19 protein-coding genes and 2 pseudogenes are annotated in these 26198 nt (G+C 56.9%); 15 read left to right on the top strand and 6 right to left on the bottom strand.

What is annotated here, in order from left to right; translation table 11 throughout:
* From FJ978_RS33015 to FJ978_RS32190, 3 genes are all read right to left on the bottom strand, one after another.
* Window positions 1–182, bottom strand: a 182-nt coding sequence (locus FJ978_RS33015) for a hypothetical protein (protein WP_210241458.1), incomplete at its 3' end; no start/stop codon positions are given.
* 18 nt (window positions 183–200) lie between these two features.
* Window positions 201–1556, bottom strand: a complete 1356-nt coding sequence (locus tag FJ978_RS32185; protein ID WP_181180453.1) for a hypothetical protein — start codon at window positions 1554–1556, stop codon at window positions 201–203.
* Window positions 1480–2526, bottom strand: a complete 1047-nt coding sequence (locus tag FJ978_RS32190; protein ID WP_140576849.1) for a nucleoid-associated protein — start codon at window positions 2524–2526, stop codon at window positions 1480–1482. The genes FJ978_RS32185 and FJ978_RS32190 overlap by 77 nt, the downstream gene beginning before the upstream one ends.
* A gap of 576 nt (window positions 2527–3102) precedes the next feature.
* On the opposite strand from FJ978_RS32190, the gene FJ978_RS32195 reads away from it, so the two are divergent.
* Together FJ978_RS32195 and FJ978_RS32200 are read left to right on the top strand one after the other, a co-directional pair.
* Window positions 3103–3708 (top strand): hypothetical protein, encoded by a 606-nt coding sequence (locus FJ978_RS32195; RefSeq protein ID WP_140576851.1) that lies wholly within the window; start codon window positions 3103–3105, stop codon window positions 3706–3708.
* Window positions 3701–6175, top strand: a complete 2475-nt coding sequence (locus FJ978_RS32200) for an AAA family ATPase (RefSeq protein ID WP_140576853.1) — start codon at window positions 3701–3703, stop codon at window positions 6173–6175. Before FJ978_RS32195 ends, FJ978_RS32200 begins: the two co-directional genes overlap by 8 nt.
* A gap of 145 nt (window positions 6176–6320) precedes the next feature.
* Here FJ978_RS32200 and FJ978_RS32205 read toward each other — a convergent pair whose 3' ends face one another.
* Window positions 6321–7199, bottom strand: a complete 879-nt coding sequence (locus tag FJ978_RS32205; RefSeq protein ID WP_140576855.1) for a hypothetical protein — start codon at window positions 7197–7199, stop codon at window positions 6321–6323.
* Between the two features lie 126 nt (window positions 7200–7325).
* On the opposite strand from FJ978_RS32205, the pseudogene FJ978_RS32210 reads away from it, so the two are divergent.
* The 7 genes and pseudogenes from FJ978_RS32210 (at window position 7326) to wecB (ending at window position 17619) form a co-directional block, all read left to right on the top strand.
* A pseudogene (locus FJ978_RS32210) lies at window positions 7326–8399 on the top strand (IS110 family transposase).
* A 659-nt stretch (window positions 8400–9058) separates the two neighbouring features.
* Window positions 9059–10254, top strand: a pseudogene (locus FJ978_RS32215) (IS256 family transposase).
* A 1157-nt stretch (window positions 10255–11411) separates the two neighbouring features.
* Window positions 11412–13289, top strand: a complete 1878-nt coding sequence (locus FJ978_RS32220) for a nucleoside-diphosphate sugar epimerase/dehydratase (RefSeq protein WP_181180454.1) — start codon at window positions 11412–11414, stop codon at window positions 13287–13289.
* Window positions 13286–14590, top strand: a complete 1305-nt coding sequence (locus FJ978_RS32225; RefSeq protein ID WP_140576859.1) for a glycosyltransferase family 4 protein — start codon at window positions 13286–13288, stop codon at window positions 14588–14590. The genes FJ978_RS32220 and FJ978_RS32225 overlap by 4 nt, the downstream gene beginning before the upstream one ends.
* Window positions 14591–14599: 9 nt before the next feature.
* Window positions 14600–15472 carry an SDR family oxidoreductase gene (locus FJ978_RS32230; RefSeq protein ID WP_140576860.1) on the top strand — a complete coding sequence of 291 codons (873 nt, stop codon included), beginning with the start codon at window positions 14600–14602 and terminating at the stop codon, window positions 15470–15472.
* Between the two features lie 19 nt (window positions 15473–15491).
* Window positions 15492–16502, top strand: coding sequence for a polysaccharide biosynthesis protein (locus tag FJ978_RS32235; protein WP_140576862.1), 1011 nt, complete (start codon window positions 15492–15494; stop codon window positions 16500–16502).
* Window positions 16495–17619 carry a UDP-N-acetylglucosamine 2-epimerase (non-hydrolyzing) gene (gene wecB, locus FJ978_RS32240; protein ID WP_281406141.1) on the top strand — a complete coding sequence of 375 codons (1125 nt, stop codon included), beginning with the start codon at window positions 16495–16497 and terminating at the stop codon, window positions 17617–17619. The genes FJ978_RS32235 and wecB overlap by 8 nt, the downstream gene beginning before the upstream one ends.
* A 56-nt stretch (window positions 17620–17675) precedes the next feature.
* On the opposite strand, the gene FJ978_RS32245 is transcribed toward wecB, so the two are convergent.
* Window positions 17676–19271 (bottom strand): hypothetical protein, encoded by a 1596-nt coding sequence (locus tag FJ978_RS32245; RefSeq protein WP_140576866.1) that lies wholly within the window; start codon window positions 19269–19271, stop codon window positions 17676–17678.
* A 200-nt stretch (window positions 19272–19471) separates the two neighbouring features.
* Here FJ978_RS32245 and FJ978_RS32250 point away from each other — a divergent pair, with 200 nt between their 5' ends.
* The 3 genes from FJ978_RS32250 to FJ978_RS32260 all read left to right on the top strand — a co-directional run bounded on the left by FJ978_RS32250 (window position 19472) and on the right by FJ978_RS32260 (window position 22522).
* Window positions 19472–20422 carry an NAD-dependent epimerase/dehydratase family protein gene (locus tag FJ978_RS32250; protein ID WP_140576867.1) on the top strand — a complete coding sequence of 317 codons (951 nt, stop codon included), beginning with the start codon at window positions 19472–19474 and terminating at the stop codon, window positions 20420–20422.
* Complete coding sequence (locus FJ978_RS32255) at window positions 20419–21543, top strand: glycosyltransferase family 4 protein (protein WP_140576869.1); 1125 nt, start codon at window positions 20419–20421, stop codon at window positions 21541–21543. The genes FJ978_RS32250 and FJ978_RS32255 overlap by 4 nt, the downstream gene beginning before the upstream one ends.
* 100 nt (window positions 21544–21643) lie before the next feature.
* The gene (locus FJ978_RS32260) at window positions 21644–22522 is read left to right on the top strand and encodes a glycosyltransferase (protein ID WP_181180455.1); all 879 of its coding nucleotides are present in this window, start codon (window positions 21644–21646) and stop codon (window positions 22520–22522) included.
* A 5-nt stretch (window positions 22523–22527) separates the two neighbouring features.
* On the opposite strand, the gene FJ978_RS32265 is transcribed toward FJ978_RS32260, so the two are convergent.
* Complete coding sequence (locus tag FJ978_RS32265; protein WP_140576872.1) at window positions 22528–23043, bottom strand: heme-degrading domain-containing protein; 516 nt, start codon at window positions 23041–23043, stop codon at window positions 22528–22530.
* A gap of 446 nt (window positions 23044–23489) precedes the next feature.
* Between FJ978_RS32265 and FJ978_RS32270 the strand changes: the two genes are divergently transcribed.
* The 3 genes from FJ978_RS32270 to FJ978_RS32280 all read left to right on the top strand — a co-directional run bounded on the left by FJ978_RS32270 (window position 23490) and on the right by FJ978_RS32280 (window position 26132).
* Window positions 23490–24836 carry a hypothetical protein gene (locus FJ978_RS32270; protein ID WP_140576874.1) on the top strand — a complete coding sequence of 449 codons (1347 nt, stop codon included), beginning with the start codon at window positions 23490–23492 and terminating at the stop codon, window positions 24834–24836.
* Between the two features lie 586 nt (window positions 24837–25422).
* The gene (locus tag FJ978_RS32275) at window positions 25423–25653 is read left to right on the top strand and encodes a hypothetical protein (RefSeq protein WP_140576876.1); all 231 of its coding nucleotides are present in this window, start codon (window positions 25423–25425) and stop codon (window positions 25651–25653) included.
* A gap of 38 nt (window positions 25654–25691) precedes the next feature.
* Window positions 25692–26132 carry a MucR family transcriptional regulator gene (locus tag FJ978_RS32280; RefSeq protein ID WP_140576877.1) on the top strand — a complete coding sequence of 147 codons (441 nt, stop codon included), beginning with the start codon at window positions 25692–25694 and terminating at the stop codon, window positions 26130–26132.
* The last annotated feature ends 66 nt before the right edge of the window (window positions 26133–26198 follow it).

Genomic DNA, 26198 nt, shown 5'->3' on the forward strand with positions numbered 1-26198 from the left:
AGCGAGCTCAGTATAGGTGCCCAAACGTTGGCCACCTCGTCTACACCATCAAGCGTGATCGTCCGCACCGCACCGACTTCGCCGGTCGGCCGCGATGTCCGCAAACCTCCGCTGGCAAGCACCCGCTCGACTTCCAACTGCGCGGCCGCAGCTAACTGACGCTCAACTGAACTCGGAAGCACTGAACACCTCCCTCTTCCTCATGCGCCCGCGATCGTCCATAGGGCGGCAAGAGAGATACATACGAGGATGGTACCCACACCCACCATGATCCAGAAGCCGACCTCTGCTCGAAACACCGGCACCTCGACCAAGCGTTTGTAATCATCCTGCGCGAGGAACTTGTAGAGACTGTTTCGCCACTCCTTGCGTAGGTAGGCTTGCAGCCAAAGGTAGTGGATACCGCTGATAATAATCGAAGCGACGTAAACCGTTAGGACAACACCAACTAAGATCGCGGCCTGCCCGATGAACTTGCTACCGTTAGGTGGTAGCGTCATGCGGGCCACAATAAGACCGATATTGGCGAACACCGCGCCGACGACTGCGGCGCCAATGCTACGCATAGTTTCGGAGAGTTTGGCCGTGTCATCGGAAACCGCCTTTCGAAGATCTCCAAGCGCTTTCAGCGTGTCTCGACTTTGCTGAGTGACACCGAAATTGTAAGCAATTCTTGCGCCCTCGAGAGCCGTTGGCAGCACGCTAACCAAGTCGCCTGCATTGCCGTCGCGAACTGCAGTTCTCGCAATTTCGGCGGCCAGCAGGCCTTGACGGTTCTCGACTTCACGTTCGTTTTCGAGCAGCCAACTCGCTACCGACTGGAGCGCCGCAAAGCTTGCAGGTGTAAGGTCTTCCTGGTTCGTGACAGTGAATCTTGCCGATGGTGGTCCCTTGAACAAAAGCCGGTCGTCCAGCTCAATTTCTTGAGCCATCGACCGCAGTAAGCGCGATGCAGCGCGGACCCTCCATGGCTTGATGGCCTCGTCCTGCACCACCGCTGCAGGAGATTTAAGAAGCCATCTGCCGAGGTGTGTCCCTGGGCCCTTGCGGCCGAGGACTCGCGTAACTTTGGCGACGCTTGCTGTGCTCTCATCGGGGGTGAATGGATCACCGCTCCACCAGGGGCTATAACGCACCAACTTGGTGTCGATAGCTGCCTTAAGCCCTTCGACCCAGACGACCGATGCGCCGGGTTCGCGATCCAGCGCCGATTCAAACCCGGAAACCGTCAGGATCGTCTCCACCCCTTTTGGAACCGTCGGCCGCCCAGCAGTGATCTGCAACCCTTCGCCATTCTCCACGATTTGATGCCGGTCGATCTCACCGCCAGCATCACGGCAAACGAGGTTGATCCACTTAGCCTGCTCGAAGAGGTCGTATATGGAATCCGCTTCTGTCCCATTCAGCTGATAAACCGCGATACTTGTTGCAGCCTCGGTCACGGTTACCCGTCCGGCGGCAACGAGCTTATTGATCGCCTCAGCGAGTTTTGACTGGGAGGGTCCCATCTTCCACCAACCGTCGGGTGCGAACTGTAAAAACGACTTCGTCGTCAAACGTCTCCCGGGTAACGCTACGGCCCAATTCCTCACCAGGAAACTCGAGCCGGACTTCTTCAGCTGTGCGCACTATCCGCCGAGGCTGAACCTGTAGTGTATCGCGATCCGGGCGGAATTCTATGTCCTGCAACTGCAAGCGCTTGAGCCGCCGTCGCGTAACGACGTCGATACGATACCTGAGATCCTCGTCATCTGGACGGTCGGCAGCGTGAAGCACGGCGTCGACGATGTCATCGTTGGAAACAGTCGCCCGGCCCTGCAGCGCTAGTTTGGCTTTGGAAACCGCGGCGCCGACATCGCTATTCGGAAGGATGTCCTTCACGTCCTGCAGCGTGCCTCGCAGGGCCTCGTTCAGTCGTTTCGACAATTCGGCGTTCGACTTCGACCGCCGCACACCAAGATAGCGCTCGAAATAGTCGGTGAGATCAGGCGCTTCCTTCATTCGATCGGAGGCGCACACAAGCTCTTGAGCCGCACCGTCGATGACGCGGACCAAACAGAACTTTTGAACGGCGTGGCGATCCTTCACGAAGGCCTGAACGATCGCCCTCAATACGCTACGGCCGCCAGCATCCGTTAGCTCTACGGCCTCACGATAATCGTACTTGATCAACGCGAAGAGAACACTATCCGGCGCTGCGGTCCGCAGCTGCAGCAAAAAAAACGCGCCGGCTACGCTCTGTTTCACATGCATGTCGAAAAAACGACGGGCAAGCACCTGTCCACCTTGAGGGAAAGTGACCTCGCCTTTGGCGATGAGCTCCAGTTGGTGTCGTACCTCGGACCCGACGACGAATGAATGGACCCCGTCTCCCGCTTCACTTTGTATCCGTGCGCGGAAGAATCCCTCCTCTTGAACGTCAATCTCGTCCCTCGGCGTGAACGGCTCTCCAGGCTTGCCTACCAAGTGGATGATCATACGCTCTACCCGCAGGCTAGCGAGCTCTTCATCGGCAAGATAACCCAATAGTTTCCCCTCGCAGTACGGATGAGTGTTTCAGTCTGATCGTACATTGCCGTCATTTGGGGTCATCAAGCAAGAGCATCGGAGCGGCAGAATTTCCATTCTCTATCGCCTCTCAATCCCGGTTGTCTTTTCGATTTCTTCCTTGCTAGGCTGATGAAGCAAAGGTTGCGGCCTAGGATGGCGATGCCTATGGGCGCCGAGTATTGGAATGAGAAAATCAGGTCGAGCTGACAGATTTATGCAATTATGCGATAAAGCGGCCATGAGCAAAACTGGTGGGCCTTCCACCAATAGGCGCTCCGAGACTATCTGCGTTTGCCTCGAAAGCGGCACGAGGCTCTTAGAAGAAATGGCGGAACAATGGCGATCGTGTGCTTAGGCTGGGGGTCGCTTATTTGGCGTCCGGAAGAACTCCCATGCGACCCGCGATGGCGGGATGATGGGCCCGATCTCCCGATCGAATTTGCGCGGGTATCGAGCGGGGGCCGCGTCACTCTGGTGATTGTCGATGGCGCGCCTCAAAGCCGTGTACTTTGGTCACCCCTGAGAGCAGGCAATCTGGAGGAGGCGGTCAAAATGCTTGCGGCACGAGAGAAGACGCTCGATCTCAACCAAATCGGTCGTTGGCCCGCGCCCAAGAATAGCGCCTTTCCGTTCTCGGACGTGATTGAGGCGTGGGCGAAAGCGAAGGAGTTCGAGGGCGTAGTCTGGGCTGCACTGGAGCCGGGCTTTCCGAAGCAACGTGGCCAGGTACCAACTTTGGATCAACTGCTAGAAAACCTGGAACACCTAAAAGGCCAGAACTTGGCCGATGCAATTGAGTACGTAGAAAAGACACCTGTGCAGATCAAAACGGCGCACCGGCCAGCGCTTGAAAAGGCGCTCGCGTTGCCCTCAGAAAATCCGGCTCCTGTCGCCGTCTCGTTTCAGGGAAACGTCGAGCTTCCGAACGACAATCTCAGCAACGACAATATCCCACCTGATCCGCCCGACGTCTTCCTGACCCGCCTTGTCGAGAAGCTCTCAGGACAGGATGGGATTGACCGCGATCTCGCAAGCATTTTGGCGTCGAGCATTCTCAAGGCCGCTCCGTCAAAGGATGCAGTCGAGGACGCATTCTCCAAAATTAAGAAGCTGGCTGAGACGCGGGCTGCCCCCGTTCAGGAAGCCCTCGATGGTTGATTCCTACCTCCTTGAAAGCCTGACCCTGTCCGGCTTTCGCGCGTATCTCATTCCAAAGAGATTCGATTTTCGCAAGAAACGCAGTCTTGCAGTCTTCGCTCCGAACGGGAAAGGCAAATCGAGCATTGTCGATGGCTTGGAGTTTGTGTTTTCGGACGAGGGCACGCTCCGGCGCCTTGGCATCCGTACGATCAACAACAACGGCGGCGTCACTGCGCTTGCGCATAACCTTGCCAGCGATCGTAGCATTGAGTCGTTCGTCGAGATCGATGTCAGACAGGGTAAGACAACATTGAACGGCAAGCGGCCCGCGACAGGGGCTGAGCGGGGCCGCCCGATTATAGCCACCGCGCTTAGAAGCAGTTTCGTCGTGGACCCGATAATTCGGGGGCACGAACTTCGGCACTTCGTGGAGAAACGAAGCTCGGAAGAACGTTACGAGGATATCGCACGGTGGCTTGATCTCGGCTGGCTCGTTGACGTTCAACAGAACCTTCGCGAACTCCGAAGGAAAGTCAAAGCTACCGCCGAAAACACAGCCTCGCTTAAGCAGGTTGACACACAGCTTGCCAAGAAGACGGTCAATGCTCTCACCGCTTGGGACGATGCCGCCGTCATCGGCTACGCCAATACGCTCGTTTTTGCCCTTGATGCCGCCTTGTCGGTCCGGGTCTTGGAGGCAGGTGATCCGGCCGTCGCCAGTGTAGGCGAACGAGCCGACGCCGAGGCAAAGCAAGTTGGTTTGGAAGGTCTGCGCCTGATCCGACGCGCTGTCGTGAGGCTAGTGGGCGAGACAACTAACGAGGGCAAGGATCTCGACGGCCTCTTTGAGGAATTCGATGGCGCGGTTATTCGCAGCAACGAAGCGCTCGAGCAAGTGGAGGCCGAAAAAGCCGTCGCTGCCAGTTCAATTTTCGATGAGGTTTGGAAAAGCGCTGAGTCGCTCTTTGCAGAAGGTGCGCCGGTGCCAGATGCCTGCCCCGTTTGCAACACTCCGATTGCGCAGACCAACGCCGGCAGCGTCGAGAATATCCGTGCCCACATCAGCCAGCACCGAGCGGAACTCGCCGCTTATGCCGCTGCGCGCAAGACCGCCGACACGGCAAGTACGGAACTGAAAGCAAAGCACACTCAGTTGATCACCGCGTTAAAGGCACCGCTGGCCTTGTTGCCGGACACGAAAGCGGCATTGAAGGAGGACTTGCGGGCCTATCTCTCAGCGGTCGAATCTTGGCCGGGCGGACCTCTGCCGGATAGTGATGCGTTGGTTGCCAGCCTTCTTGGTTATGTTGACGAACTCGATGCGGCTATCGACGAAATTCTCTCGAAACAGGGCGAAAACTCCTACACCAAGGTGAACTTCAAGATCACCGAGCTCATGGATCTTCGAAACGAACGACTGCTGGCCCAGCGGACACTTGAGGAGTTGGCGAAGCTCAGCGCCGCGCTGGTCGAGCAGTCGCAGTCTATATCAGCTGAGATCCGGACCAAGGTTCAAGCGGTTCTCGATACCCTGCAAAAGCCTCTCAATTCAATCTACGCCGAAATTCAACGCGACGCTGCGGCTCCGATCAGATTGGTGTTGCCAGCAGAGGAAGACGCTAATCAACAACGTCTCAATCTGGTCGTTGATTTTGCGACCAACCGAACAGGAGTTCAGCCGAGTGGATATTTGAGCGATTCGCAAATTCACTCATTGGCGTTGTCGCTAAGGCTCGCAGCGATCAAACGCTGCAATGTCGTAACGCCACTGATTGTCCTCGACGATATCGTAACCTCTTACGATGCGGATCACCGGCTTGCGTTCGCATCCTTGCTTGTGAAGCAATTTGCGGACTTCCAAATCATCCTAGTCACGCACGATGAGCGGTTTTTTATCTATCTTAAGGATCATCTCGGCGATCAGAACTGGCAGTTCACACGCATTCTGAGGCTCGATCCAGACGGCCCTCGTTTTTCTGACCAGCGTGTGTCGGACGAAATGATTGAGGAACTCTGGGCTGAAGGTAGGTCCGCTGCAAACGATATGCGACAAGCGGAGGAGGAGTGGCTGCTTACGATCTGCCGTGATTTCGGCGTCGACATTCGCATTCGTACGGTCGAGCGCGCATATGCATACGAGCGCAGCGAATTGGCTGATGCACTCGCGCGCTTCCTTGGAAGCCGGGGCATCACGCCCCCCGACGTGCCTGGCGTCAATAACCGCTTTTTGACGAGCCTTCAGCAAGGCGCCGTAGAGAATTTCGGGAGTCATTTCCAAGACGCCCGGTACGGGGACGGCTCCATTGGCGACGAGAAAGTACGGTGGGACGAATTCAAATACTTCAGAGGCCAATTCGCTTGCCCTGCATGCGGTAGGATGCGCTTCAAGCGACCGAACACCATCAACAGACCAATTTGCGCGTCGGACAAATGTGAAACTCAGTTTGCATTTGTGGCGGCGGTTCGTTCGATGGATGTCGCTTAGTGAACTCACGTGCACTCGCATCACCTGGGCGGCCTTGCTCAATTGGCGTCTCGTCGCGTCCGAAACTAGGCGACCCGAGCTTCACACTTCCGTCTTCGCCAGCTCCTCGAAAATGGAGTTAGCAAAAGCGACAATAGTGTCGCGATTAGACAATCGAGGTTGCCGAGGGTTGCGGTTTTGTCGCCTTCTTGGGGGCTCTGGGTTTTCGTGCTCCGCTCCCCGTCACGAGGATTGGAGTCCAGTTTAACTCGGCCCTTACTCCCCGGAATTCTTCAGCCAAACGTTCGCGGTGAATGATCGCGTCTGTCGTGTAGATGACGGCGAAAAAAGTACGCCACTCGTAATGTCCATTATATCCCTTCATGTCCGCATAGAGTCCTTCTAGGGCGCTCTTCAATTCCGCTTCGTTTTGGACGAATTTGTATTCGGCCGCGGCCATTAGGGAGCGCACACCTAGATCCGGTTTGAACGTCTTCAGTAGCTGCGACACGGGTATTTCTCGGACGGCGTCGTGAAAGGTGATCTTGAGGACTTCGTAGACTGCAGCTCGGACTTCGGCTTCGTTCTGCGGCACAACATCAGCCAACTTCATAATCGAAGGGGTGTTCTCAAGGATGGTACGGAATGTATCTAAACCTGTTACTGCATTGCCGTTTGTCATCACAGCGATAGAGTCGAAATATCCTCTTATGTTTCCTAGGTGTGGGCTGATCAGGCCAATATCGTAGGGGGTAGGATCGACATCTGAGATGGCTGTGGGGTCGATCTCCTCGAATTCCTTGGCAATTCGCGTCGCCAAAATGGGTAGAGACATCCGCTCAGCGAGTATCCCGACATCCCGATATAGTTTGCGGATGTACCAAGCCAGCGTCTCTTGCGCTTCACTCAAACGGTCGTTTTCCTGCTCGGCCTGTTCGAAGGTGCGGATTCCTTCCATCTCGTTGGAAATAGTGCTCACTGCGATGTTCGCTTCGCGAATGCTTTCCAGGATTGCCCCTGTCAAAAGTTGCTCTTCCTTGCTCACCTTGGACACCTCTTTGTTTCGCTAGCGGTGCCAGCGACGCAGGTCATCGTATTTCCCTTTTTCATGGGCGTACAAGGGCCGTCGAACGGCGAGCGCTGCTATCGCCCGCAAGAAACTGGGTGCTTGATGAGAACAGGATTGGATAGGATTGTCATATCGATGTGCGTCGCCGACGAGCAGGGCGCGGTGCATCTGGAGAGCACCGTTGTGACGGATCCGGAAGCGATCTGGAAGGCGCTGTAAACCGTTTGTGACAGCTGCGACGGGTCGGCCACGAAGCCGGCTCGCTGTCGCCCTGGTTGCGGCCCGAACTGGTCAGGCCCGGCCTGCCGGCGGTTTGCCTGGAGGCCAGGCATGTGCGCGCCGCGATGTCGGCACAGCGCAACAAGACCGACGCCGCCGACGCGCTCGGCATCGCCACATCATGCCAACCGGCTGGTTCCGCAGTGCGCATGTCGAGAGAGCGCGGAGTGCTACCGGTGCGGCTGGCATTGACGCAGCGGCGCACGTTGAAGAGCAAGTTCCTGGACATCGAGAACACCATCGGCCTATCGCTGAAGGCGTTCGGCATCCGCCTCAAAGGCAGCGGCCGAGTCGGCTTTGCGCTGGCGGTACGCGCGGCGGTCGCCGGCGATCCGCTGACCGAGGAACTGATGGAGGCCATGCCGTCGGCCCGCGCCGCCCTTTGGAACAGTACAAAAAACTGCAAGAATTGGTGGTCAAGGTTGTCGCCAGGAGTGAGCTGTGTCAGCGCTTCCTGGCCATCTCAGGTGTCGGTCCGGTCACGGCGCTCTCCTTCATCACGGCCATCGATGATCCGTCGCGCTTCCGTCGCTCACGCGACGTCGCGGTCTACTTCGGGCTAACCTCGCGACGATGGCAGTCGGGCACCTCGATCGATGTTCAGGGCCGCATATCGAAAGCCGGCCATGCTAATGTACGACGCTCGCTTTACCAGGCGGCGTCGGGGTTGATGACGCGCTTCAAGGGCTCCGACAAGGTGAAGAGCTGGGGCCAGGCGATCGCCAACGCTACTGCCATCGCAAGGCCTGCGTGGCGGTGGCGCGCAAGCTGGCAGTGGTCATGCACGCGATGTGGAGCGACGGGACGTTCTATGTCGGCGATCCGGCGGCAAGCCAGGCGGATGCCAACCGGCGTGCCCATGACAAGGCCCGCAAGCTGCTCGGAGCGCATCGATGAGCAGAAGACCGACAGTTGAAACGCATCGCGCCGGCACGCTGACGGGCGCCATCTGACACAAGAGATCCGCTTCGGCGGATGAGGACCGATGCAGACCAGGAACGCACGTTATCTAGCCTGCGGCCGCGCCGATCGACAGACGGCCTGACCGCGCCGGATTGCCTGTGACGCTGCTCCGTCACTCCCGATGGAAAAGTGCGCCACGCCGGTTCCCGTGCTGCAAATAAGCAGCGCTGCTACCCCGTCGCAGAGCGCGGAAGACTGCACGGCGCATCGGAACTCAACGCCAGACTGCGGAATCGTGGCATCGAGTATAGAATAGTGTATTATCGTAGATTGGAGGAGGAACGACGATGGGCAATAAGTCTCGCGAATTACGACCGATTAAGATGGCAGGATAAAAGGGCGCACATTGCGCGCCGGGCGGTCGGTTGTTTTTGCTGGAGTCTTTCCCGGGAATAGCACACTGCAGCCTCTTGCCGCAATGTGAGCGAAACGTCAAAGATCTTGTATTCCTGTCATTTCTTGCACATTCCAGAAGCAATGCCCGTGGATCGTGTCCCGCCGTGGTGTAGCTCGGCGGCGCCGATAGCAGCGGTCATCGATGTTCCCCGGTAGGGTCGCGTTGCTGACACCAACCTGATTCGAAGGAACGACCGATGACCGCCGACATGATGAACCTGCGCGCTCGTGGAGAAGACCCCCGATACCGATCTTTTACGCGAGATGATCGGCTTTGGCGCCGAGCGGCTGATGAGTTGGAGGTGGGTGCCGCGACGGGCGCCGGCTATTGCGAGAAGAGCGCGCTGCGGACCTCCCAGCGCAACGGCTACCGCGACAGGGACTGGGAGACTCGGCCGGGAACGGTAGAGCTGCGCATCCCCAAGCTCAGGAAGGGCTCTTACTTCCCCTCGTTCCTAGAGCCGCGGTGCATGGCCGAGAAGGCGCTCACCCCGGTGATCCAGGAAGCCTACATCCAGGGAATCCCAACCCGCTCGGTCGATGATCTGGTCAAGGCGACGGGGATGAGCGGCATTTCCAAGAGCCAGGTCAGCCGACTGGGCGAGCAGATCGACGGTAAGGTGAAGGACTTCCTCGAACGCCCGATCGAAGGCGACTGGCCATAGCTATGGATTGATGCCACCTACCTGAAGGTGCGCCGCGGTGGCCGCATCGTCTGGGTAGCCGTCATCATTGCCGTGGGCGTCAACGCTGACGGCCTGCGCGAGGTGCTGGGCATGGAGATCGGCACCTCGGAAGCCGAACCGATCTGGACGGAATTCCTGCGTAGTTGACCCGGCGCGGCCTCAGAGGTGTCAAGCTGGTCGTCTCCGATGCTCACGAAGGCATCGAGGCAGCGGTCTCCAAGGTGCTGTGCGCCACCTGGCAACGCTGCAGGGTTCATTTCGCCCGCAATGTGCTGGCCCATGCTGGGAAGAACGGCCGTCGCGTCGTCTCAGCCTTCATCGCCACAGCCTTCGCCTAGGAGACAGCAGAAGCCGCCAGCCTGCAGTGGCGCGCCGTCGTCGACCAGATCCAGCCGAAGGCGCCGAAGCTCGCCGCCATCATGGATGAGGCCGAGCATGATGTGCTCGCCTATATGAGCTTCCCAAAGGAGCATCGTGTCAAACTGCACAGCATCAACCCGATCGAGCGGCTCAACGGTGAGATCAAGCGGAGGACCGAGGTCGTCGGCATCCTTCCCAATGACGACGCCATCGTCCGCCTCGTCGGCGCGTTGCTGCTAGAACAGAATGATGAATGGGCCGTTCAGCGTGCCCGATACATGACGCTTGAGACGATCAGCCCGATGAGTGATGATCCGCTCATCAGCCCGCCCCCAGTGGCGCGCTGATCATTCCGGTCCATGCCGGAGAGCACGGCACCCCAAAACCGTCAGCTACACCACCTCAGTGGCACGATCCACGCAAGTGCCACCGCTATTGCGGCAATGCAATCAGTAGGCAAGCCTCGACGAGTTGGGTCTTTTTGTCGCTAACATTCGCTTCCTTCCTCCCGCGATTGCAAAAGACGGAATGTTCAACTCGCCGGGTGAGGTCCCAACCAACAACCTCAAGGCGACGAGCCTACTGCCTGACCAGAGAATGCGGTCAAGACCGGGATCAAACGGCAAGGGTTGCAATGCAAATGCAATGCCAGCGGAGTCGTACTGAAAGGGCGCCGCGCTGCAATTGCCGATGACTGCCCGTCCGGCGTCGTCATCCGGCAACCTTGCCATTTGGGCGCCGGTCGTTTTCATCTCGCCGCATGTGTCGCATTGATGAGCCGCCAGCACATCAAGAATAGCCGACCACTGCCTCACTGGAAACGACCGGACCCTTGGTGCAAGGGTTCGAGTTAGCCGATGGCTGCCTTCTTCGATCGCGGAAAAGCTTGTCCGAGAGTTTGCAGTGGTGCCAATGTCTGATGCTCCGTGGCCAATTTGAGACCATTTCTTGAGGAACAGAGGTGCCTCCGATCAGGATTGGGAAAAGTTAAGAGAGTGTGCTCTGCAACAAGTCTGCGCTTAGAAGTCTTGTTCATGGTCAGGGGCTCGCCCTTCTGGCCTCCTGAGCCAAACCCTCATTGCCGCCCAATAGGGCGCCAGCTCCGCCCTCTTTGCGGTGGGCTTCCGCAAATAAAGTATTGGACGATTTCGTCATGTGGGATACAGAATCAAATCAGCTGCTTTGCTGGCGTCGACCTTACGTGCGGGTAAGAACAAAAATACTGGGACAATTTGCTTAAAATGGGATCGCCCCATCTGACGCTTTCGTTAATGAGCCGGCAGCAAGCGCCTAAGGCATCGCTGATGGATAAGATCCGGCGCGATCAATCCGCCTTTTGGTCAACGGCGATAGCTCGGAGTTCGACGCCCTGGCATCCCGTCGGGAGCGTCCCCCTGATCCCGATCAGGCGCAATACATCTCTTCAAGTATGAAATCCAAGGCTACTCACGTAATTTCTCGGCTTTTGACCTTACGGGGTCTCGCGTTTGTACATGATGGCTTGATGGGAGCCGCAGCGCTCCTGCTATCATTTGCGCTAAGGCTGGACGTAGCTTTTCTCGGAAAATTTTGGAGTTTCCTCGCCACCTCTGCGCTCTTCGGGCTCGTAGTCGGTATCACTGGGTTCGTCCTGGGGCTTAATCGCGGCATATGGCGTTACGCGTCGCTTTCCGATTTCCTGGCGATTACGGGTGTAGCAACGGCGGCTCTTGCCATTTTCACCGTATTCGAATTCCTGATTAATCGGCTGAACTCGATTCCTCGTTCATCGATTGTTATCGCTTGGGCCTTCACGATTGTGCTCTTGGCCGGTCCGCGCGCGGCCTACCGGGTTTATCGAAACCAGCGCGATATGAGAAAAGGCAAGGCCGCAAATGGAAGCGCAAAGAACGTTCTTCTGATCGGCGCCACTGACAATGCCGAGGCGTTCATAAGAACGATTCAGGAGGGGCAACGTGCCTCCGTTCATGTGCTAGCGATTGTGGACGAGCGCGGCCGAAGAACTGGACGAGCGATTCGAGGAATTCCCGTCGTTGGACCGCTCGACAAGTTACCCCAGACATTGGAGCGTTTCGAGGCGCGGGGCCGCCGGGCTGAGGCGATAGTCCTCACGAGATCGCGCGAGGAATATCAGCGGCATGCCAAGCTGGAGGAGTTGGTAGATCTGGCCGCACGACAGAAGGTAGAACTGCTGACCCTACCCAATCTGCTCGACATGAAAAGTATCGATGCGGAGATCGAGCTCAGCCCGATAAAATTAGAAGACCTACTGCAGCGCGCACCCGTAAAACTGGATTCGCATAAGATAGCTTCCATGATCGGCGGCAAAAACGTCATGATCACAGGAGCCGGAGGGTCGATCGGGTCTGAGTTGGCTCGACAGCTAGCTAAACTCAGCCCACTGAGCCTGGTACTCGTGGATGCCAATGAGTACGCGCTGTATTGCATAAGCACTGAATTGGGTCACACACGTCCATCTTCAACGATCCACGCCGTTCTGTGCAACGTTCGCGAGAGAGATGCAATCAGCAGTGTCGTCGAAACGCACAGGCCGGATCTCATTTTTCACGCTGCTGCCCTGAAGCACGTTCCAATGGTGGAGGCTCAGCCGATCGAGGGACTATTTACCAATGCCATTGGTACGCGAAATGTGGCCGATGCCGCGTTGCGCTGGAAGGTTTCGAAGATGGTCATGGTCTCGACTGACAAGGCGGTGAATCCCGCTAACGTCATGGGCGCCACCAAACGCATGGCCGAAATGTATTGCCAGGCGATGGATCTCGACCCGAAGACCCAGCCAACCCAGTTCATGACGGTGCGGTTCGGCAATGTTTTGGGATCGGCCGGCTCAGTGGTTCCGCTGTTTGAGCAGCAGATAAGAGCCGGGGGACCCGTAACCGTGACGCATCCCGACATCGTACGCTTTTTTATGACCATCCCGGAAGCGTGCATGCTGGTTCTGCAGGCTGCAGCTCATGAACGAGACGGAATTTCTGAGCGCGGCAGGATCTATGTTCTCGACATGGGATCGCCGGTGAAGATTGTTGACTTGGCAAAGAATTTGATCCGTCTGTCTGGACGGCGCCCAGACGTCGATATCCAGATTGCTTACACCGGACTCCGCCCCGGAGAGAAACTTTACGAGGAATTGTTCGACTGTAATGAGAAGCTAAGTGAGACGGGGTCGCCAGGCATTCTATCCGCGTCAGCACGTTCGATTAAGCGGGCGATGATCGAGCGCATCTTCGATGAGATGCATCGGATGATAAGCGACTTGAATGTGGAGGGCGCGTTGCGTCTTCTCCAGTCAACGGTACCAGAGTTCACGCCGGGATTTGAAGTTCAAGTGACAATGAGCGGCGCGCGCTCGTTACAGCAATGAAGCACGCCTGCCTGGTATCAGAGGATAATCAGCCGGCGGGCAACGCTCCCGGCAGTGGTCTGCGCGTGCTCGTCGTCAGCCAGCACTTCTGGCCCGAGAATTTCAGGATCAACGAGGTTGTTGATTCCCTCCGCTCCGAGGGCTGCGATGTGGAAGTTCTATCCGGACAGCCAAACTACCCGCATGGCAAGGTGTTCAGAGGATACAGTGCATTTGGATTGAGAACTGAACTGCACCCGTCGGGCTATGTGATCCACCGAGTTCCTCTAGCGCCCCGACGCGGCGGAGGAGGATTTTGGCGCGTTTGGAACTACTTCTCGTTCGTAGTCTTTGGAGGGGTGCTAGGCCCGTATCTCACGCGAGGTAGGCGGTACGATGTTGTGTTCGTCTACGCGATCTCTCCTATCTTACAAGGGTTGGTGGGCGCTGTGTTTCGGCAGATAAAAGGCGCAGCGCACGTCATTTGGGTGCAGGATTTGTGGCCAGAGAGCCTAGAAGAAACTGGTTTCATAAAAAACAGATTGGCGCTTGCAGCGGTTGCACGACTCACGAGCTTCATATACCGACGCGCCGATCTTCTCTTAGCGCAGTCTCGTGGATTTATCGGGAAGATAAGAGCCGTTGCGGGAGACAACATCCCGATCGCCTATCATCCAAATCCGGGCGATCGATCCCTAGGGCCAGATGATCTGGACGAGAGTTCTCGATTAAGGCTGCCTGCCGGCTTTAATATCGTTTTCGCGGGCAACTTGGGCACAGCCCAGGCGTTGGACACTGTGCTTGACGCAGCCAGTCTCATCCAAGATCCAGATATACGCGTCGTTCTTGTAGGGAGTGGTAGTCGGTCTGGGTGGCTCGCCCAGCAGATCGAGATGCGACGGTTGAGCAACGTGGTTTTAGCCGGCCGATTTCCTCCTGAGGCGATGCCGAGCATCTTAACTCAGGCATCTGCCCTTCTTGTTACCCTCAATCGGTCGGCGGCCCTTAGCCTGACAATACCGAGCAAAATTCCGAGCTATCTAAGCGCAGGACGTCCGATCCTGGCATGTTTAGATGGCGAGGCCGCAGAACTTGTCCAAGATGCTAACGCTGGCCTAGCTGTTCCCGCGGGTGACCCTATCAAACTTGCACGGGCGATTGTGCAGTTAAAGAACATGCCGGAGGAAGAGAGGGAAACTATGGGAGCCTCCGGCCGCCAATATTTCAACGCTCATCTTGCTCCGGCACCCCTTGCGCGGGCGCTTATTGAACATTTCCGGCGTGCCGTGACTAAGCGCAAAACACCCACAACAGCGACCTAGGAACTAGCGATGGAGAACCGAAATCCTCAAAGGGTGCTGGTGCTTGGCGCGTCAGGTATGCTGGGAAATGCGGTGTTCAGATTGTTCTCGGGCAGTCCTGATCACCTGGTATTTGGCTCAACTCGCACAAGCTCGCATCACCGCCTCTTTCCAGAGGGCACCAGAAGAAATCTGGTTGAGTTAGCCGACGCCGAAAACGTTGATGCGCTCATTGCTCTGGTCTCCGAGGTGCGGCCTGACGTCGTTATAAATTGCATAGGCCTCGTCAAGCAGCTTGCCTCTGCGAATGATCCTTTGGCGGCGATCCCTATCAATTCGATGTTTCCCCATAGGGTGGCGCGCCTCTGCATTCTCTCAGAGGCTCGGCTAATTCACATAAGCACGGACTGCGTTTTCGACGGTGCCGACGGAAACTATACGGAGAGTTCGCGTCCGAACGCGTACGATCTCTATGGAAGAAGCAAGCTGCTTGGGGAGGTAGATTACGACAATGCGGTCACGCTACGGACCTCGATCATCGGCCGCGAGTTGAATAGCTCGCACAGCCTGATCGACTGGTTTTTGACCCAAGAGGGGAGTGTCAGAGGCTTTACACGAGCGATCTTCTCCGGCCTCCCGACGGTTGAGCTAGCTCGGATCATCCGTGATTTTGTTTTGCCTAATCCTGAGCTCAAAGGACTCTATCATGTGTCTGCGGAAGCGATCAGCAAGCACGATCTCCTTCAGCTCCTGGCAGAAATCTACGGCAAGCGCATTCGGATCGAGCCAGATGACGGGTTGTCCATTGATCGCTCGCTTAACTCGTCCCGCTTCCGCCAAGCCACCGGCTACGATCCGCCTGCATGGCCTGCACTCATTCGCGCGATGCGCGATTTCGGCTAATCCAATCGAGACCATATGAATGTTTTCTGACAAGACGCTGCTCATAACCGGAGGCACTGGTTCATTCGGGAACGCAGTCCTTTCAAGGTTTCTAGCGAGTGATTTCGCAGAGATTCGCATCTTCAGCCGAGACGAGAAAAAACAGGAGGACATGCGCCTGGCGCTCAGAGATGATCGCCTCAAATTCTACATTGGGGATGTCCGCGACTATCACGCCGTAGACGATGCGGTGCGAGGTGCCGACTACATCTTTCATGCCGCAGCGCTGAAGCAAGTGCCTTCCTGCGAATTCTACCCGATGGAAGCGATCAAAACGAATGTGCTCGGGGCCGAGAACGTCCTGCGCGCGGCCGTCAGTCATGGCGTGCGAAGGTGTGTCGTTCTAAGCACCGACAAGGCGGTCTATCCGGTCAACGCCATGGGCATGTCCAAGGCCCTGATGGAAAAGGTCATGATAGCCAAGTCCCGATTGAGCGAGTCCGTGAGGACGGTGGTCTGTGCTACCCGCTACGGAAACGTCATGGCTTCTCGTGGGTCGGTTATCCCCCTATTCCTGGATCAGCTTATACGCGGACAACCACTCACGGTCACCGATCCAAATATGACTCGGTTCCTGATGTCTCTCAGCGAGTCCGTGGACTTGGTTCTCTATGCCTTTGAGCATGCCCGCTCAGGCGACATCTTCGTTCAAAAGGCACCGGCGTCTACCGTCGGGATTTTGGCAAATGCGATGCGAGAACTCCTCGGCCGCGATAATCCAATCAAGATTATCGGCACGCGACATGGGGAAAAGCTATTCGAGTCGTTGGTGTCTCGCGAGGAGATGGTTCGTGCGGAGGATCTTGGAAATTACTACCGAATTCCGGCGGATTCGCGCGATCTTAATTACGACAAATATTTCGTTGAGGGCGAGCAGGAAGTCTCAAGGCTAGAAGACTACACCTCGCACAACACTAATCGCTTGGATATTGAACAGGTGAAGACCCTTCTGAGGCGACTTGACGTACTAAAGGATGCCATCCGTGCTTAAAGTGATGACGGTTGTCGGTACACGACCGGAAATTATAAGACTTTCGCGAGTTATCGCCAAGTTCGACTCGGTTTTCGAGCACACATTGGTGCACACAGGGCAAAACTACGACTACGAGCTCAATGACATTTTTTTTTCTGAGCTCGGTATCCGGCCGCCAGACGTTTTCCTCAACACAGCCGGTAAATCTGCTGCGGAAACGATAGGCCAGGTGATTATTGCTGCTGACGATGTTCTAATCAAGCACACGCCAGATGCGTTGCTCATCCTCGGCGACACGAATAGCTGCCTTGCGGCGATCGCAGCGAAAAGGCGGAAAGTTCCTGTATTCCATATGGAAGCGGGGAACCGGTGCTTCGATTTTCGGGTGCCCGAGGAGATCAATCGCCGGATCGTTGATCACATAGCCGATGTCAATTTGCCCTATAGCCAAATTGCTCGCGACTATCTGTTGCGTGAAGGCCTTCCGCCAGACCAGATAATCGTCACCGGAAGTCCCATGCGCGAAGTTCTGGATTATTACAGCCCGGCGATCGACAGCTCAAATGTGCTGAACCGGCTTGAGCTTACCGCGGGAAATTTTTTCGTCGTCAGCGCGCATCGCGAAGAGAACGTCGACGATCCCGAACGCCTGGAAAAGCTGCTCGAGATCATAAACGGCATTGCGAACCGATACGACGAACCTGTCATAGTGTCTACGCACCCCCGCACACGCAAGCGCCTTGATGCGCTTGGGGGCGAACCACACCCGAGCGCCAGATTCGAAAAACCTTTTGGGTTCCTGGATTACGTGAAGCTGCAGAGCTGCGCGCGTGCTGTGCTATCGGATAGCGGGACCATCACGGAAGAGAGCGCAATCCTAAATTTTCCGGCCCTGAATTTGCGAGAAGTGCACGAACGTCCGGAGGGGTTCGAAGAAGCGTCGGTTATGATGGCGGGGCTCGATCTCGATCGGGTTTTTGATGGACTTCGGATTCTCGAAACCCAGCCGCGTGGGATGGACCGGCTACTGCGTCTGCCGACCGATTACCAGCCGCAGAACGTCTCCGAGAAGGTGACGCGGATTGTCCTAAGCTATACCGGCTTTGTGAATAGCCGAGTTTGGAAGATACAATGACGAGGGGTTCGGTCCTTCTGCGCCCGTCCAAGTGACGCAGCGCGCCCCTTGAACTCTCAACCTCTCTTCACGAATGTCAGACGTTTTGTGGCCCACCACACGCCACCAACGAACGTGACCGACAGGAGGAGTTCGATGGCATAGATCAGTAACGTCCATGGGAAGCCCATCTGCACGGTCAGGTAAGCCAATGACACTCCTGTTACAGCTGCGGTGGCTAGATTTTGGGTCAGGCGAGCAGCCACCCATTCGATCGAATGACCCACAAGCGCTAGGCCAAACATAAAAGCCGCCACAAGCAGCGGCGACCCCGACAAGCTCGCCACACCGACAGGGCCAGGGAGTGTGAGAAACGTGTAGTACTTGACGGCCCCATATCGATCACCTGACATTTTTTGGTAGATTGCTTGAGCGCCTGCGGCGGGATCCTCGGAGATGACTTTCATGAACACGGCGCTGCCGAGTTGATCAGGATTGGCGGCTGCTGTCATGACGCCCTCCAGCCCGACCCACCGCATAACTGCTAGATTGCGGAGTTGGTGGAACAAGCCCTGAAGGGCAAAGCGATCACGTGTGACGGCCTCCACCTTATTTGCCAATGATGTCGTTCGGGATGCCGGCGGTTTCGGAACTGCTTTAGCGGCAGCCTTTGGCGAGCCAACCTCCGGGGCGGCCCCCGATGGGTTTGTGGCGCTTGTCGCCATCTGTTGCGCAGGTTCGATTGGTTCCTGGACTGCGAGAGAGTCTGGTACCGTGCCCGGCGGAACTGCGGGGGCGCTCTGGGCAAAGTCGAATGTGCGCTCGAAACTGACAACCGCCAGCGACCCTGCGAAAAACAACGCGGCCAGGCACATTGCAACGGCAATCGCGATCCAGTCCCGGACTTGTCGACGCCGCAAGACGATGACTGCTACTGCGGCCAGGACATAGAGAAGAAGCTGTATCCGACTACCCATCGACACCGAGGCGAGCAGTCCCAGACAAGTGGCCGTAACGACTAAGGCAGCATATGGCCACCTCCGGAGTTCGATGAGCCAGAGGACTGTAGTTAGTCCTCCCAAAAGCGCGCCCCACGTAATTACGAACGCGGCAACCGAGTAAATCCGGGGGTCGATCGCTATGCCCAAGGGAAAGCCAATTCGGAGGATATGAAACGAGTAGTTGACCCAGTACACCGCTGCCGAGACAATCAGGATCGTGACGAAGGCAACAGTTACGCAATTCGTGAGACGCGCGTTCCCGGAGGCGGCCGACGTTTTTGAAAACGAAGGAAAGAGCGCCGCCAAAATGTTTGCCAAACATACGCCGGAAAAGCCGCTAGCAGCAAAGGTCAGGGCTTGATCCCACTGCGACGTGAAAGTGCTAATTGGCTCAATTAGCTGCACGTCAAATACGAAGTTCGCAAATGCCTTGGCTATGAAGCCAACGAAGAGGAATGAAGACAGCAGGAAAATGAAAAAAGAGGAGGGGAATACGAGGGAGACCACCAGGGCAGCGCAACCAGACACGTAGAACCAAACGATGATAAACGGCGAGGAACTGGGATGACTCATCAGAAGCAATGGGTGCACAGCAAGTGCGACAACCGCTCCTGCCGTGAGGACGAAACTAACGAGCGAGGAGGACTGAAATTTCGGTGGGGAGTCGGTCATGTGCATGTCATAAGCCCAAACCAACCTCCGGCCCAAGTGAGACTTCCTATTTCCCCAATTAGGTGTGTAGGTTTGCCACGGCCTTCGTTGCGCATGGCGTCGGCGTCGTGCTAATTACCGAATGCGAATTGGCTTGGTTCGCCGTGACTGGTAGCAGTCACGCGATTTCACCTGCATAGCAATCCCGAAGAAGCCTGTTCATGACAGAAGAACTATTCAAACACGAGCCGCGCATAGTCGTGCTCGGAGGGAGTGGTTTTGTCGGAGAAGCTTTTGCTGCTTTCTGGGTCAACTCGGCTACTCGTCCCGGACGATATCTTTTGCATAGGTCTCGGCCACATTGGCTAGACTCCAGCGGTATGGAACTTGCCGACATTGACCTCAACGATACAGCTCAGGTCTTAAACGTTCTTCGTGGCCATGATGTTTTGGTTAGCCTCCTGCGCCCCGACGGCACTGGGTGGTGTCGAGATGCGATGGAGCGCCTCAAACCGATTTTTCAGCAGTCCAAAATTTCCCGTTGCATTCACGCGAGCAGCATTGACGTTTATGCCGGTATCAAAAACCCCGTCGTTGATGAGGATACGCCGCCGCAGCCAATCTCTCCTTACGAGACCGAACATATCGCGGTGGAATCGGTAATGAGGGACTCGTTCCCCGAAGCCATTGTGTTGCGGTTAGGCGCCGTCTTCGGCCGCGGCGGCCGCAATCTGGTCAGCCTCGCTCAGGAGATAAGTCGGGCACAGCAATGGAAAATCGCACTTCGCCGCTCGCTCTACGGCGCCAGACGAATGCACCTTGTCAGTGTGGAAACTGTGGCCCGGGCACTCGTTGAGCTATCGCTTGAGAGGTCGCGCCTTGGCTCTCAGGTGGTGCTTGTCACCGATGATCACGACCCAAACAACAATTTTGCATTTGTGCAGGATCGCCTTGCTGCCGCCTTTGGCCGAAGTCTGCCTGTCGGTCCAACAGCACCGAGATCGATACTGAGGCTGCTTTTGCGTTTGCGAGGAATTCCAGCTGGAAGCATAGATCGACGTTTTTCGAACGCAAGAGCCTCTGAACTCGGATTGCCTTCCGCCGCGTTCGCGGAGCGGCTCGAAGCATATGCCGAGCATTTGGCCGACGAATTCCGCCGCTACGCCGTATGAAAATCCTTCTCACCACGATATCGCTCGACTCTCGGAAAGGTGGAGGCACTGCAGAACGAACGCGGCGTCTCTCGACCCACCTCGCAGCAAAGGGACATCGATGCGAGGTCGCTACAATGCAGGGTGGCGATCTGGCGGAGAAGCTTCGCCAAGGCGGCATCCCGGTTTACGCGACCGGATCGGTGCGGTTACGGTTTACGGTGCCTTTCATCAACCCTGTCCGCCTTGCGCAAAGCGTTCGCAGAGCGGATGCGCTGCACATTCTTGGTTACTGGAACCTGCTTTCGGTAGTCACGGCCTTCCTGGCATCGCAGCTGGGCAAACCATACGCATTTTCCGCGGCGGGGGAGTTCGTGGGTCTCGAGCGTCCGCGGCCCATCGCGCGCGTATTCCACCTTCTTTTCGGTAGGCGGATGATCCGCAAGGCCAGCTTACTAGTGGCGGTCACTCCCCTTGAGCGAAGACAAATCATTGAGCGGTTTCAGCTTCCAGAAGATGGTGTCATTGTCGTTCCCAACGGCGTCGAGGAGCATGTTGAAGCGGTCTCGGATCAGCTTTCACAGCCGCTTGAGCCATACGTCCTGTTCGTCGGGCGCCTCGCTGAAGTGAAGGGCCCAGACCTGCTGATCCAGGCTTTCGCTGATGTGGCGCCGGAATTCCCCGACGTCCGATTGATCATGGCCGGCCCCGACTTTGGTATGCGCTCTAGGCTGCAAGCGCTGGCAATGGAGAGGCAACTTGGGAATCGTATCATGTTTGCGGGCCATCTCGCGGAACGGGATCGAACTGACGCTTATCAGCGAGCTCTGCTGCTTGCCGTCCCTTCACGTGCCGAAGCGATGTCTCTTGTCGCCCTCGAGGCCGGAGTGGCAGGGGCCCCGGTCTTGTTGACGGACCAGTGCGGATTTGACGAAGTGGCGAGCATCGGGGGCGGACTTGTGGTGCCGGCAACCGTTGCTGGGCTGCGCGATGGCCTTCGTACAATGCTGGCCGAGCGCGATTCGCTGCGTTCAATGGGCCAAGTTCTTCAATCCTACGTTCGCGGAAAGTTTACGTGGCCCTCGATCGTCGATGGTTTAATCTCAGAGCTTGATACGATCGTTAGGAATCGCCCGGCTTAATTCCTGCTCGAAATGGCAATCTTTCGACACCCAACAACAAATCAGCAAAAAGCAATCCGTCAAAATGAGTCAACTTGGAAATTCAGGTAGGACGCCGTGTGTGTCCTTGGTAGTTCCGGCTTACAACGCCACCAATTATATCGGTGAAACTATCGAAAGCCTGTTGGCCCAGGATTACCCTGACCTGGAAATCACCGTCATTGATGACGGATCCACAGACGACACCAGTGCTGTCGTGAGCAGCTTCGGCGCCAAGGTAAAGTTGCATCGTCAGGCCAACGCCGGGCAGAGTGCAGCCATGACCAAGGGATGGGCGATGAGCTCAGGAGAACTGCTGGGGTATGTCAGCGCAGATGATCGCCTCCGCCCTGCTGCGGTCCGGAGGTGTGTCCAGGAACTGACTGCCCGTCCCGATGTAGTCCTAGTTTACCCCGATTTTGATATAATAGACGAACGCTCTGTTCCCCGATCGACGCTTCGTCCACCAGATTACTCACGTCGTGCACTATACGCGCAACTTCATTGCCTGCCCGGCCCCGGCGCCCTCTTCCGGCGCACCGCCTACATCAAGGCCGGAAGCTGGCGTTCGGACCTGCGTCAAATTCCCGATTTAGATTTCTTTCTTCGCATGGGGCTGGAGGGCAGCTTCTACCACCTGCCGGAGGTGCTCGCCGAATTTCGGATGCACGGTGCGTCGACGACTTATCGAGCTGTTCCATTCGAGAGAGGTGAAGAGCCACAGCTTATGGTCGATGGGTTCTTCCAGCGGAGCGATTTGCCCGATGATATCCGAAGATGGGAGCGCGAGACTAGGGCTAACGCAAATCTGCTCTCTGCAGCCATTCACGGACGGTCGGGTCGAACAAGGGTCGCTTTGCGCCGACTCGGCTCAGCCGCCCTCCACCCGCCGACACTGGCATCATTGAAGGCCCTGAAGCACATCCTTCTAATTGCAGGGCTGTCCGGTGGCCTGAAATGAAGCGGTTACGGATCTAACGCCAGCGCCCTTTCGTCTTTGCCCAGATGCGCACAGAGGGCGGCTACAGCTGTTTCGTGGTCGGCTCGTTCACTGAGCCCTGAGACAGCAAGAGCGCCGATGACGCCCGCTGCCTTGATGCGAATCGGAAATGCACCCCCGGCTGATACGTAATCGCCCGGATTCAGCCCGTATCCCGGCGGGAACGTCCTATCCTCGCGCCGTTGCTCGAGGGCCAGGCGATAACTGCTCTTATGAAACATCCGTACGCTGTTTAACTTGCGCCTGGCCCATTCCGCGGTGATGGCAGACGAACCGGGAAGTGCGGCAAGAAACAATTGCCGATCCCAAAGCCGGATGTCCACCACGACTGCCTGTTTTCCGGCAAGGCCGTTAGTGCGGATGGAGTCTCCAATCTCGAATGCAGTGGTTTCGTCGAATTGCTCAAAAATGAGCGCTGCCTCCTGCTCAGCGATTTTCTTAATGTCAACAACCCTTGATGCGTCTGCCCCACTCGTCTCCAAGCTTCATGCCTCCAACTGTAGATTCTTTTCTAATTGGCAAGTCGCAGTTCGACGCCTCTCGGCGCAAACCAGGTGCCCACTGCGAACAACAGGGTAAAACACATAGGCCTGCAACCATTTTCGCACTAGCGCGATCGAGGTCCGATTGCGGTTCAGCCACGATCGATCGGTTCGCGGCCGAACACGCGGATGCTAGAGACTCTGCCCGACCTCCATGTTACCTACGAGGGCTGGTCGATGGATCATGGCTAGCTCGCTCGCTGGAGTTCCTCAATTTGCGCAAAGTTTCGCTCCAGACAGAATGGGCAAGGTTTTTGATCCGGTGATTGCTCGTCCGAACGCCACTTCATCGGCAATCCAGCGCGATCTGTGTGGCGTTGCTTGTCGGTTCGCGCATTCGTCTCGAATCCTGGAACGCCCTTTGGCTGCGTTGTGAGCGCTGGACAATGACCGAATTCTCTGGCGTGCTCAGAAGAGCAAAGCTGCCTTCCATGCTGAAAGCCAGCGGTGCGGCGGCCGCCGGCCGAATTGTAATACTCGCCGCCGGCTTAGGCAGTTCCCTTCTTCTTCCGCTCGCCTTGCCGCCGGACAAGGTTGGACTCTACTTTATTGCGCAGGTCCTCACGTCTGGATTCGCGATTCTGGCGATGATGGGCCTCACGTTCACGGCGCCGGCGCTTGTATCTGCTGCTGCAGCCCAAGGCGATTTCGGCCGCGCGCGCGACGTCATTGTGAGGATCCAGGCGATTGTAGGTGTTTGTGGGCTCGGGATCGCGTGCGCATTTTGGTTCGCAGCCCCGTGGCTTCCGTTGGGAGAACACGCAAGTGTGTGGCGCGGTGTCTTGGCGATAGTTGCATTGCAGATCCCTTGCGCCGGACTCGGGGCGGTCCAAGTCGAACTGCTTAGGGCAATTCATGCGATCAGGAGTTCGGCCTTTCTTATGGCCTTTCCAAGCACCGTCGTTGCCCTGTTTCTTGCGTTTGCTCTGACCACCCGGTTTCAACCAAACTTGGATCAGGTGCTCCTTTGCAGTCTCGCTGGATATGCGATTGCCGCTGGCGTGGGAGCCTTCAGCATTTCGTCCTCGTGTCGGCGTTGGAGCCAACAGGCTTACGAACCCATCGGTGCGGTAGCGATCGTCCGACGGACGCTTCCCAACCTAGCGACTACGCTCGTGCTGTTCGGGCTTTCCCAAGTGGACATGATCCTATTGACGCTGTTCAGCAGTTTGCAAGAGATCGCGCAATACGGCATCGCCCTGCGAATTTCGACAGTATTGATAATGCCGCTGAGCATTGCCAATTCGGCCTTTGCGCCCTCAGCGGTTCACCTCTGGACACTTGACGATCGGGCAGGAATCCAAAAGGCGCTCCGGCTCCTGGTTTCGGTGGCCACCTTACTTACCTTTCTAATGTATTCCGGCCTCGCAACTGTCGGTTACACGCTGGTTTACCTTTGGAACCCGCACTATGAAAACTCTCTTTGGATTGCTCTAATTTTGGGAGCGGGCCAGCTTGGACATGTACTAGGTGGCTCTTCGGGAATTTTGTTGATGGTGCTTGGAGACGAAAAGTTCGCCTTCCGGCTCACTCTCGTAACTGGGACAGCAACTGTCGCTCTATGTAGCCTTGGAATTCTGGTTGGCGGGCCTTTTTGGCTGGCCTCTGCCGCTGCCGTATGCAATGTGCTCCAGGTCTATCTATTTGCGAAGCGGGCAAAAGATCGATTCCGGCTCGACGCTACGATCTGCGCGCTCTGGCGAACAGAACCTGTGCCGCATTCGAGCGCCTGAGCTATGTGGCTTCGTCACCGACGGCCTTCATCGTCGGACGGCGGCTTGCCAAATCGATGAGCGCCGGGTTCGTCTCCGAGCTGGCTTAAGGCCGCCATGAGAACGATCAACATGCTACCCGCAACGAAAAAGCCCAGTATGACCCAGAACATCTCTAAACCCCGGAGAACGTTACCGGGCCTTTAACCAACTTACAAGTCAAAGCGTTTTGGCGGGAGCGCCTGTCAGTGCGATTGCGAGACTCCAAGTGCTAGATTGGTTAGGCAGGGCGCGTTTAGGCGCTACGCTAGTCCGCAGGCGTGGCCACCAACTTCGGATCTCAAATATTCGTGCCCTGCATTTAACAGGAACAGCAGCCAGACTGCATTTCCTGGAACGGCGCTGATGCCGATCTGGCGGAGTTGAAGCGTTGCGCCAGCGGCCCGATGACGCGCTGGCTGACGTTCGGGATTCGGACGGCGCGCTATCCAACGGGATAGGTGACGCTCGATAGCCTGCTCGCAGCCCGTGCTGTCGCGCAGGATGGCCTGACCGGGCCAACTGGTGCCACATCAAAGATAACCTGTTCGCCAACAGGGTGCATTTCATGGTGTCTGTCATCGCCGATAAGGGCGGCGACGGAACTGCGGACGTGTTCTGCGTGACCTCTGGATGCACGGCGCTGGCGCAGGTTCACAAGCAGCCGCTGCTGTCTAGAGAGCGCCGGCACCCTGCGCTTGATCAGGTCAACGAGATTGGGAGATCGGCTCGGACACTGTCGCTGCAGTCGGTGATGGTGGTTGATTGGTCTGGTGGAAATTCTCCGAAAACCGGCTGAGAGACTTCAGCTATTTGTCGCCACGCCGGAGATACTGCATGTCAAAAGAGATTGCGAATAACCGAAAGTTGATCGAGCTCACTGCAGAGATCGTGTCTGCCTTCGTCACAAAAAACGCGGTGCAGATTGCGTCTCTCCTGGAACTGATCGCAAGCGCGAATTCGTCGCTTTCAAAGATCGGAGGACCGGGCGCGCCAGAGACGCCGGCCCTGACGCCCGCCGTCAATCCGAAGCGCTCGGTGTTCCCCCGACGACATCATCTGTCTCGGGGATGGTTCAAATCGCTGAAGCTCCATCTTGGCGTGCACTACGGTCTGACCGCCGACGAGTACCGCGAAAAGTGGGGTTTGGCTCGCGACTATCCGATGGTGGCGCCGAACTACGCAGCCCAGCGGTCGGCGCTGGCGATGGCGAGCGGGTTGGGCAGGAAGGTTACGGCTAACCGGCGAAGAAGGCGAAGCGGAAGGGCTAGGCCGTAAACTCATTACCAGCGGGCGTTTGGAACGCCGCCCAGCGCAGTTGACGGAGGAAGGCTGTAAACTGAT

The organism is Mesorhizobium sp. B1-1-7 (assembly GCF_006442705.1).
Taxonomy (GTDB): Bacteria; Pseudomonadota; Alphaproteobacteria; order Rhizobiales; family Rhizobiaceae; genus Mesorhizobium; species Mesorhizobium opportunistum.

What these genes read in the sequence shown, in the direction of transcription:
- FJ978_RS32195 (WP_140576851.1), top strand. Translation starts at nt 3,103, where the DNA reads ATGCTTGCGGCACGAGAGAAGACGCTCGATCTCAACCAAATCGGTCGT.
- FJ978_RS32200 (WP_140576853.1), top strand. Translation starts at nt 3,701, where the DNA reads ATGGTTGATTCCTACCTCCTTGAAAGCCTGACCCTGTCCGGCTTTCGC.
- FJ978_RS32220 (WP_181180454.1), top strand. Translation starts at nt 11,412, where the DNA reads ATGGGAGCCGCAGCGCTCCTGCTATCATTTGCGCTAAGGCTGGACGTA.
- FJ978_RS32225 (WP_140576859.1), top strand. Translation starts at nt 13,286, where the DNA reads ATGAAGCACGCCTGCCTGGTATCAGAGGATAATCAGCCGGCGGGCAAC.
- FJ978_RS32230 (WP_140576860.1), top strand. Translation starts at nt 14,600, where the DNA reads ATGGAGAACCGAAATCCTCAAAGGGTGCTGGTGCTTGGCGCGTCAGGT.
- FJ978_RS32235 (WP_140576862.1), top strand. Translation starts at nt 15,492, where the DNA reads ATGTTTTCTGACAAGACGCTGCTCATAACCGGAGGCACTGGTTCATTC.
- FJ978_RS32245 (WP_140576866.1), bottom strand. Translation starts at nt 19,271, where the DNA reads ATGACCGACTCCCCACCGAAATTTCAGTCCTCCTCGCTCGTTAGTTTC.
- FJ978_RS32250 (WP_140576867.1), top strand. Translation starts at nt 19,472, where the DNA reads ATGACAGAAGAACTATTCAAACACGAGCCGCGCATAGTCGTGCTCGGA.
- FJ978_RS32255 (WP_140576869.1), top strand. Translation starts at nt 20,419, where the DNA reads ATGAAAATCCTTCTCACCACGATATCGCTCGACTCTCGGAAAGGTGGA.
- FJ978_RS32270 (WP_140576874.1), top strand. Translation starts at nt 23,490, where the DNA reads ATGACCGAATTCTCTGGCGTGCTCAGAAGAGCAAAGCTGCCTTCCATG.
- FJ978_RS32275 (WP_140576876.1), top strand. Translation starts at nt 25,423, where the DNA reads ATGGTGTCTGTCATCGCCGATAAGGGCGGCGACGGAACTGCGGACGTG.
- FJ978_RS32280 (WP_140576877.1), top strand. Translation starts at nt 25,692, where the DNA reads ATGTCAAAAGAGATTGCGAATAACCGAAAGTTGATCGAGCTCACTGCA.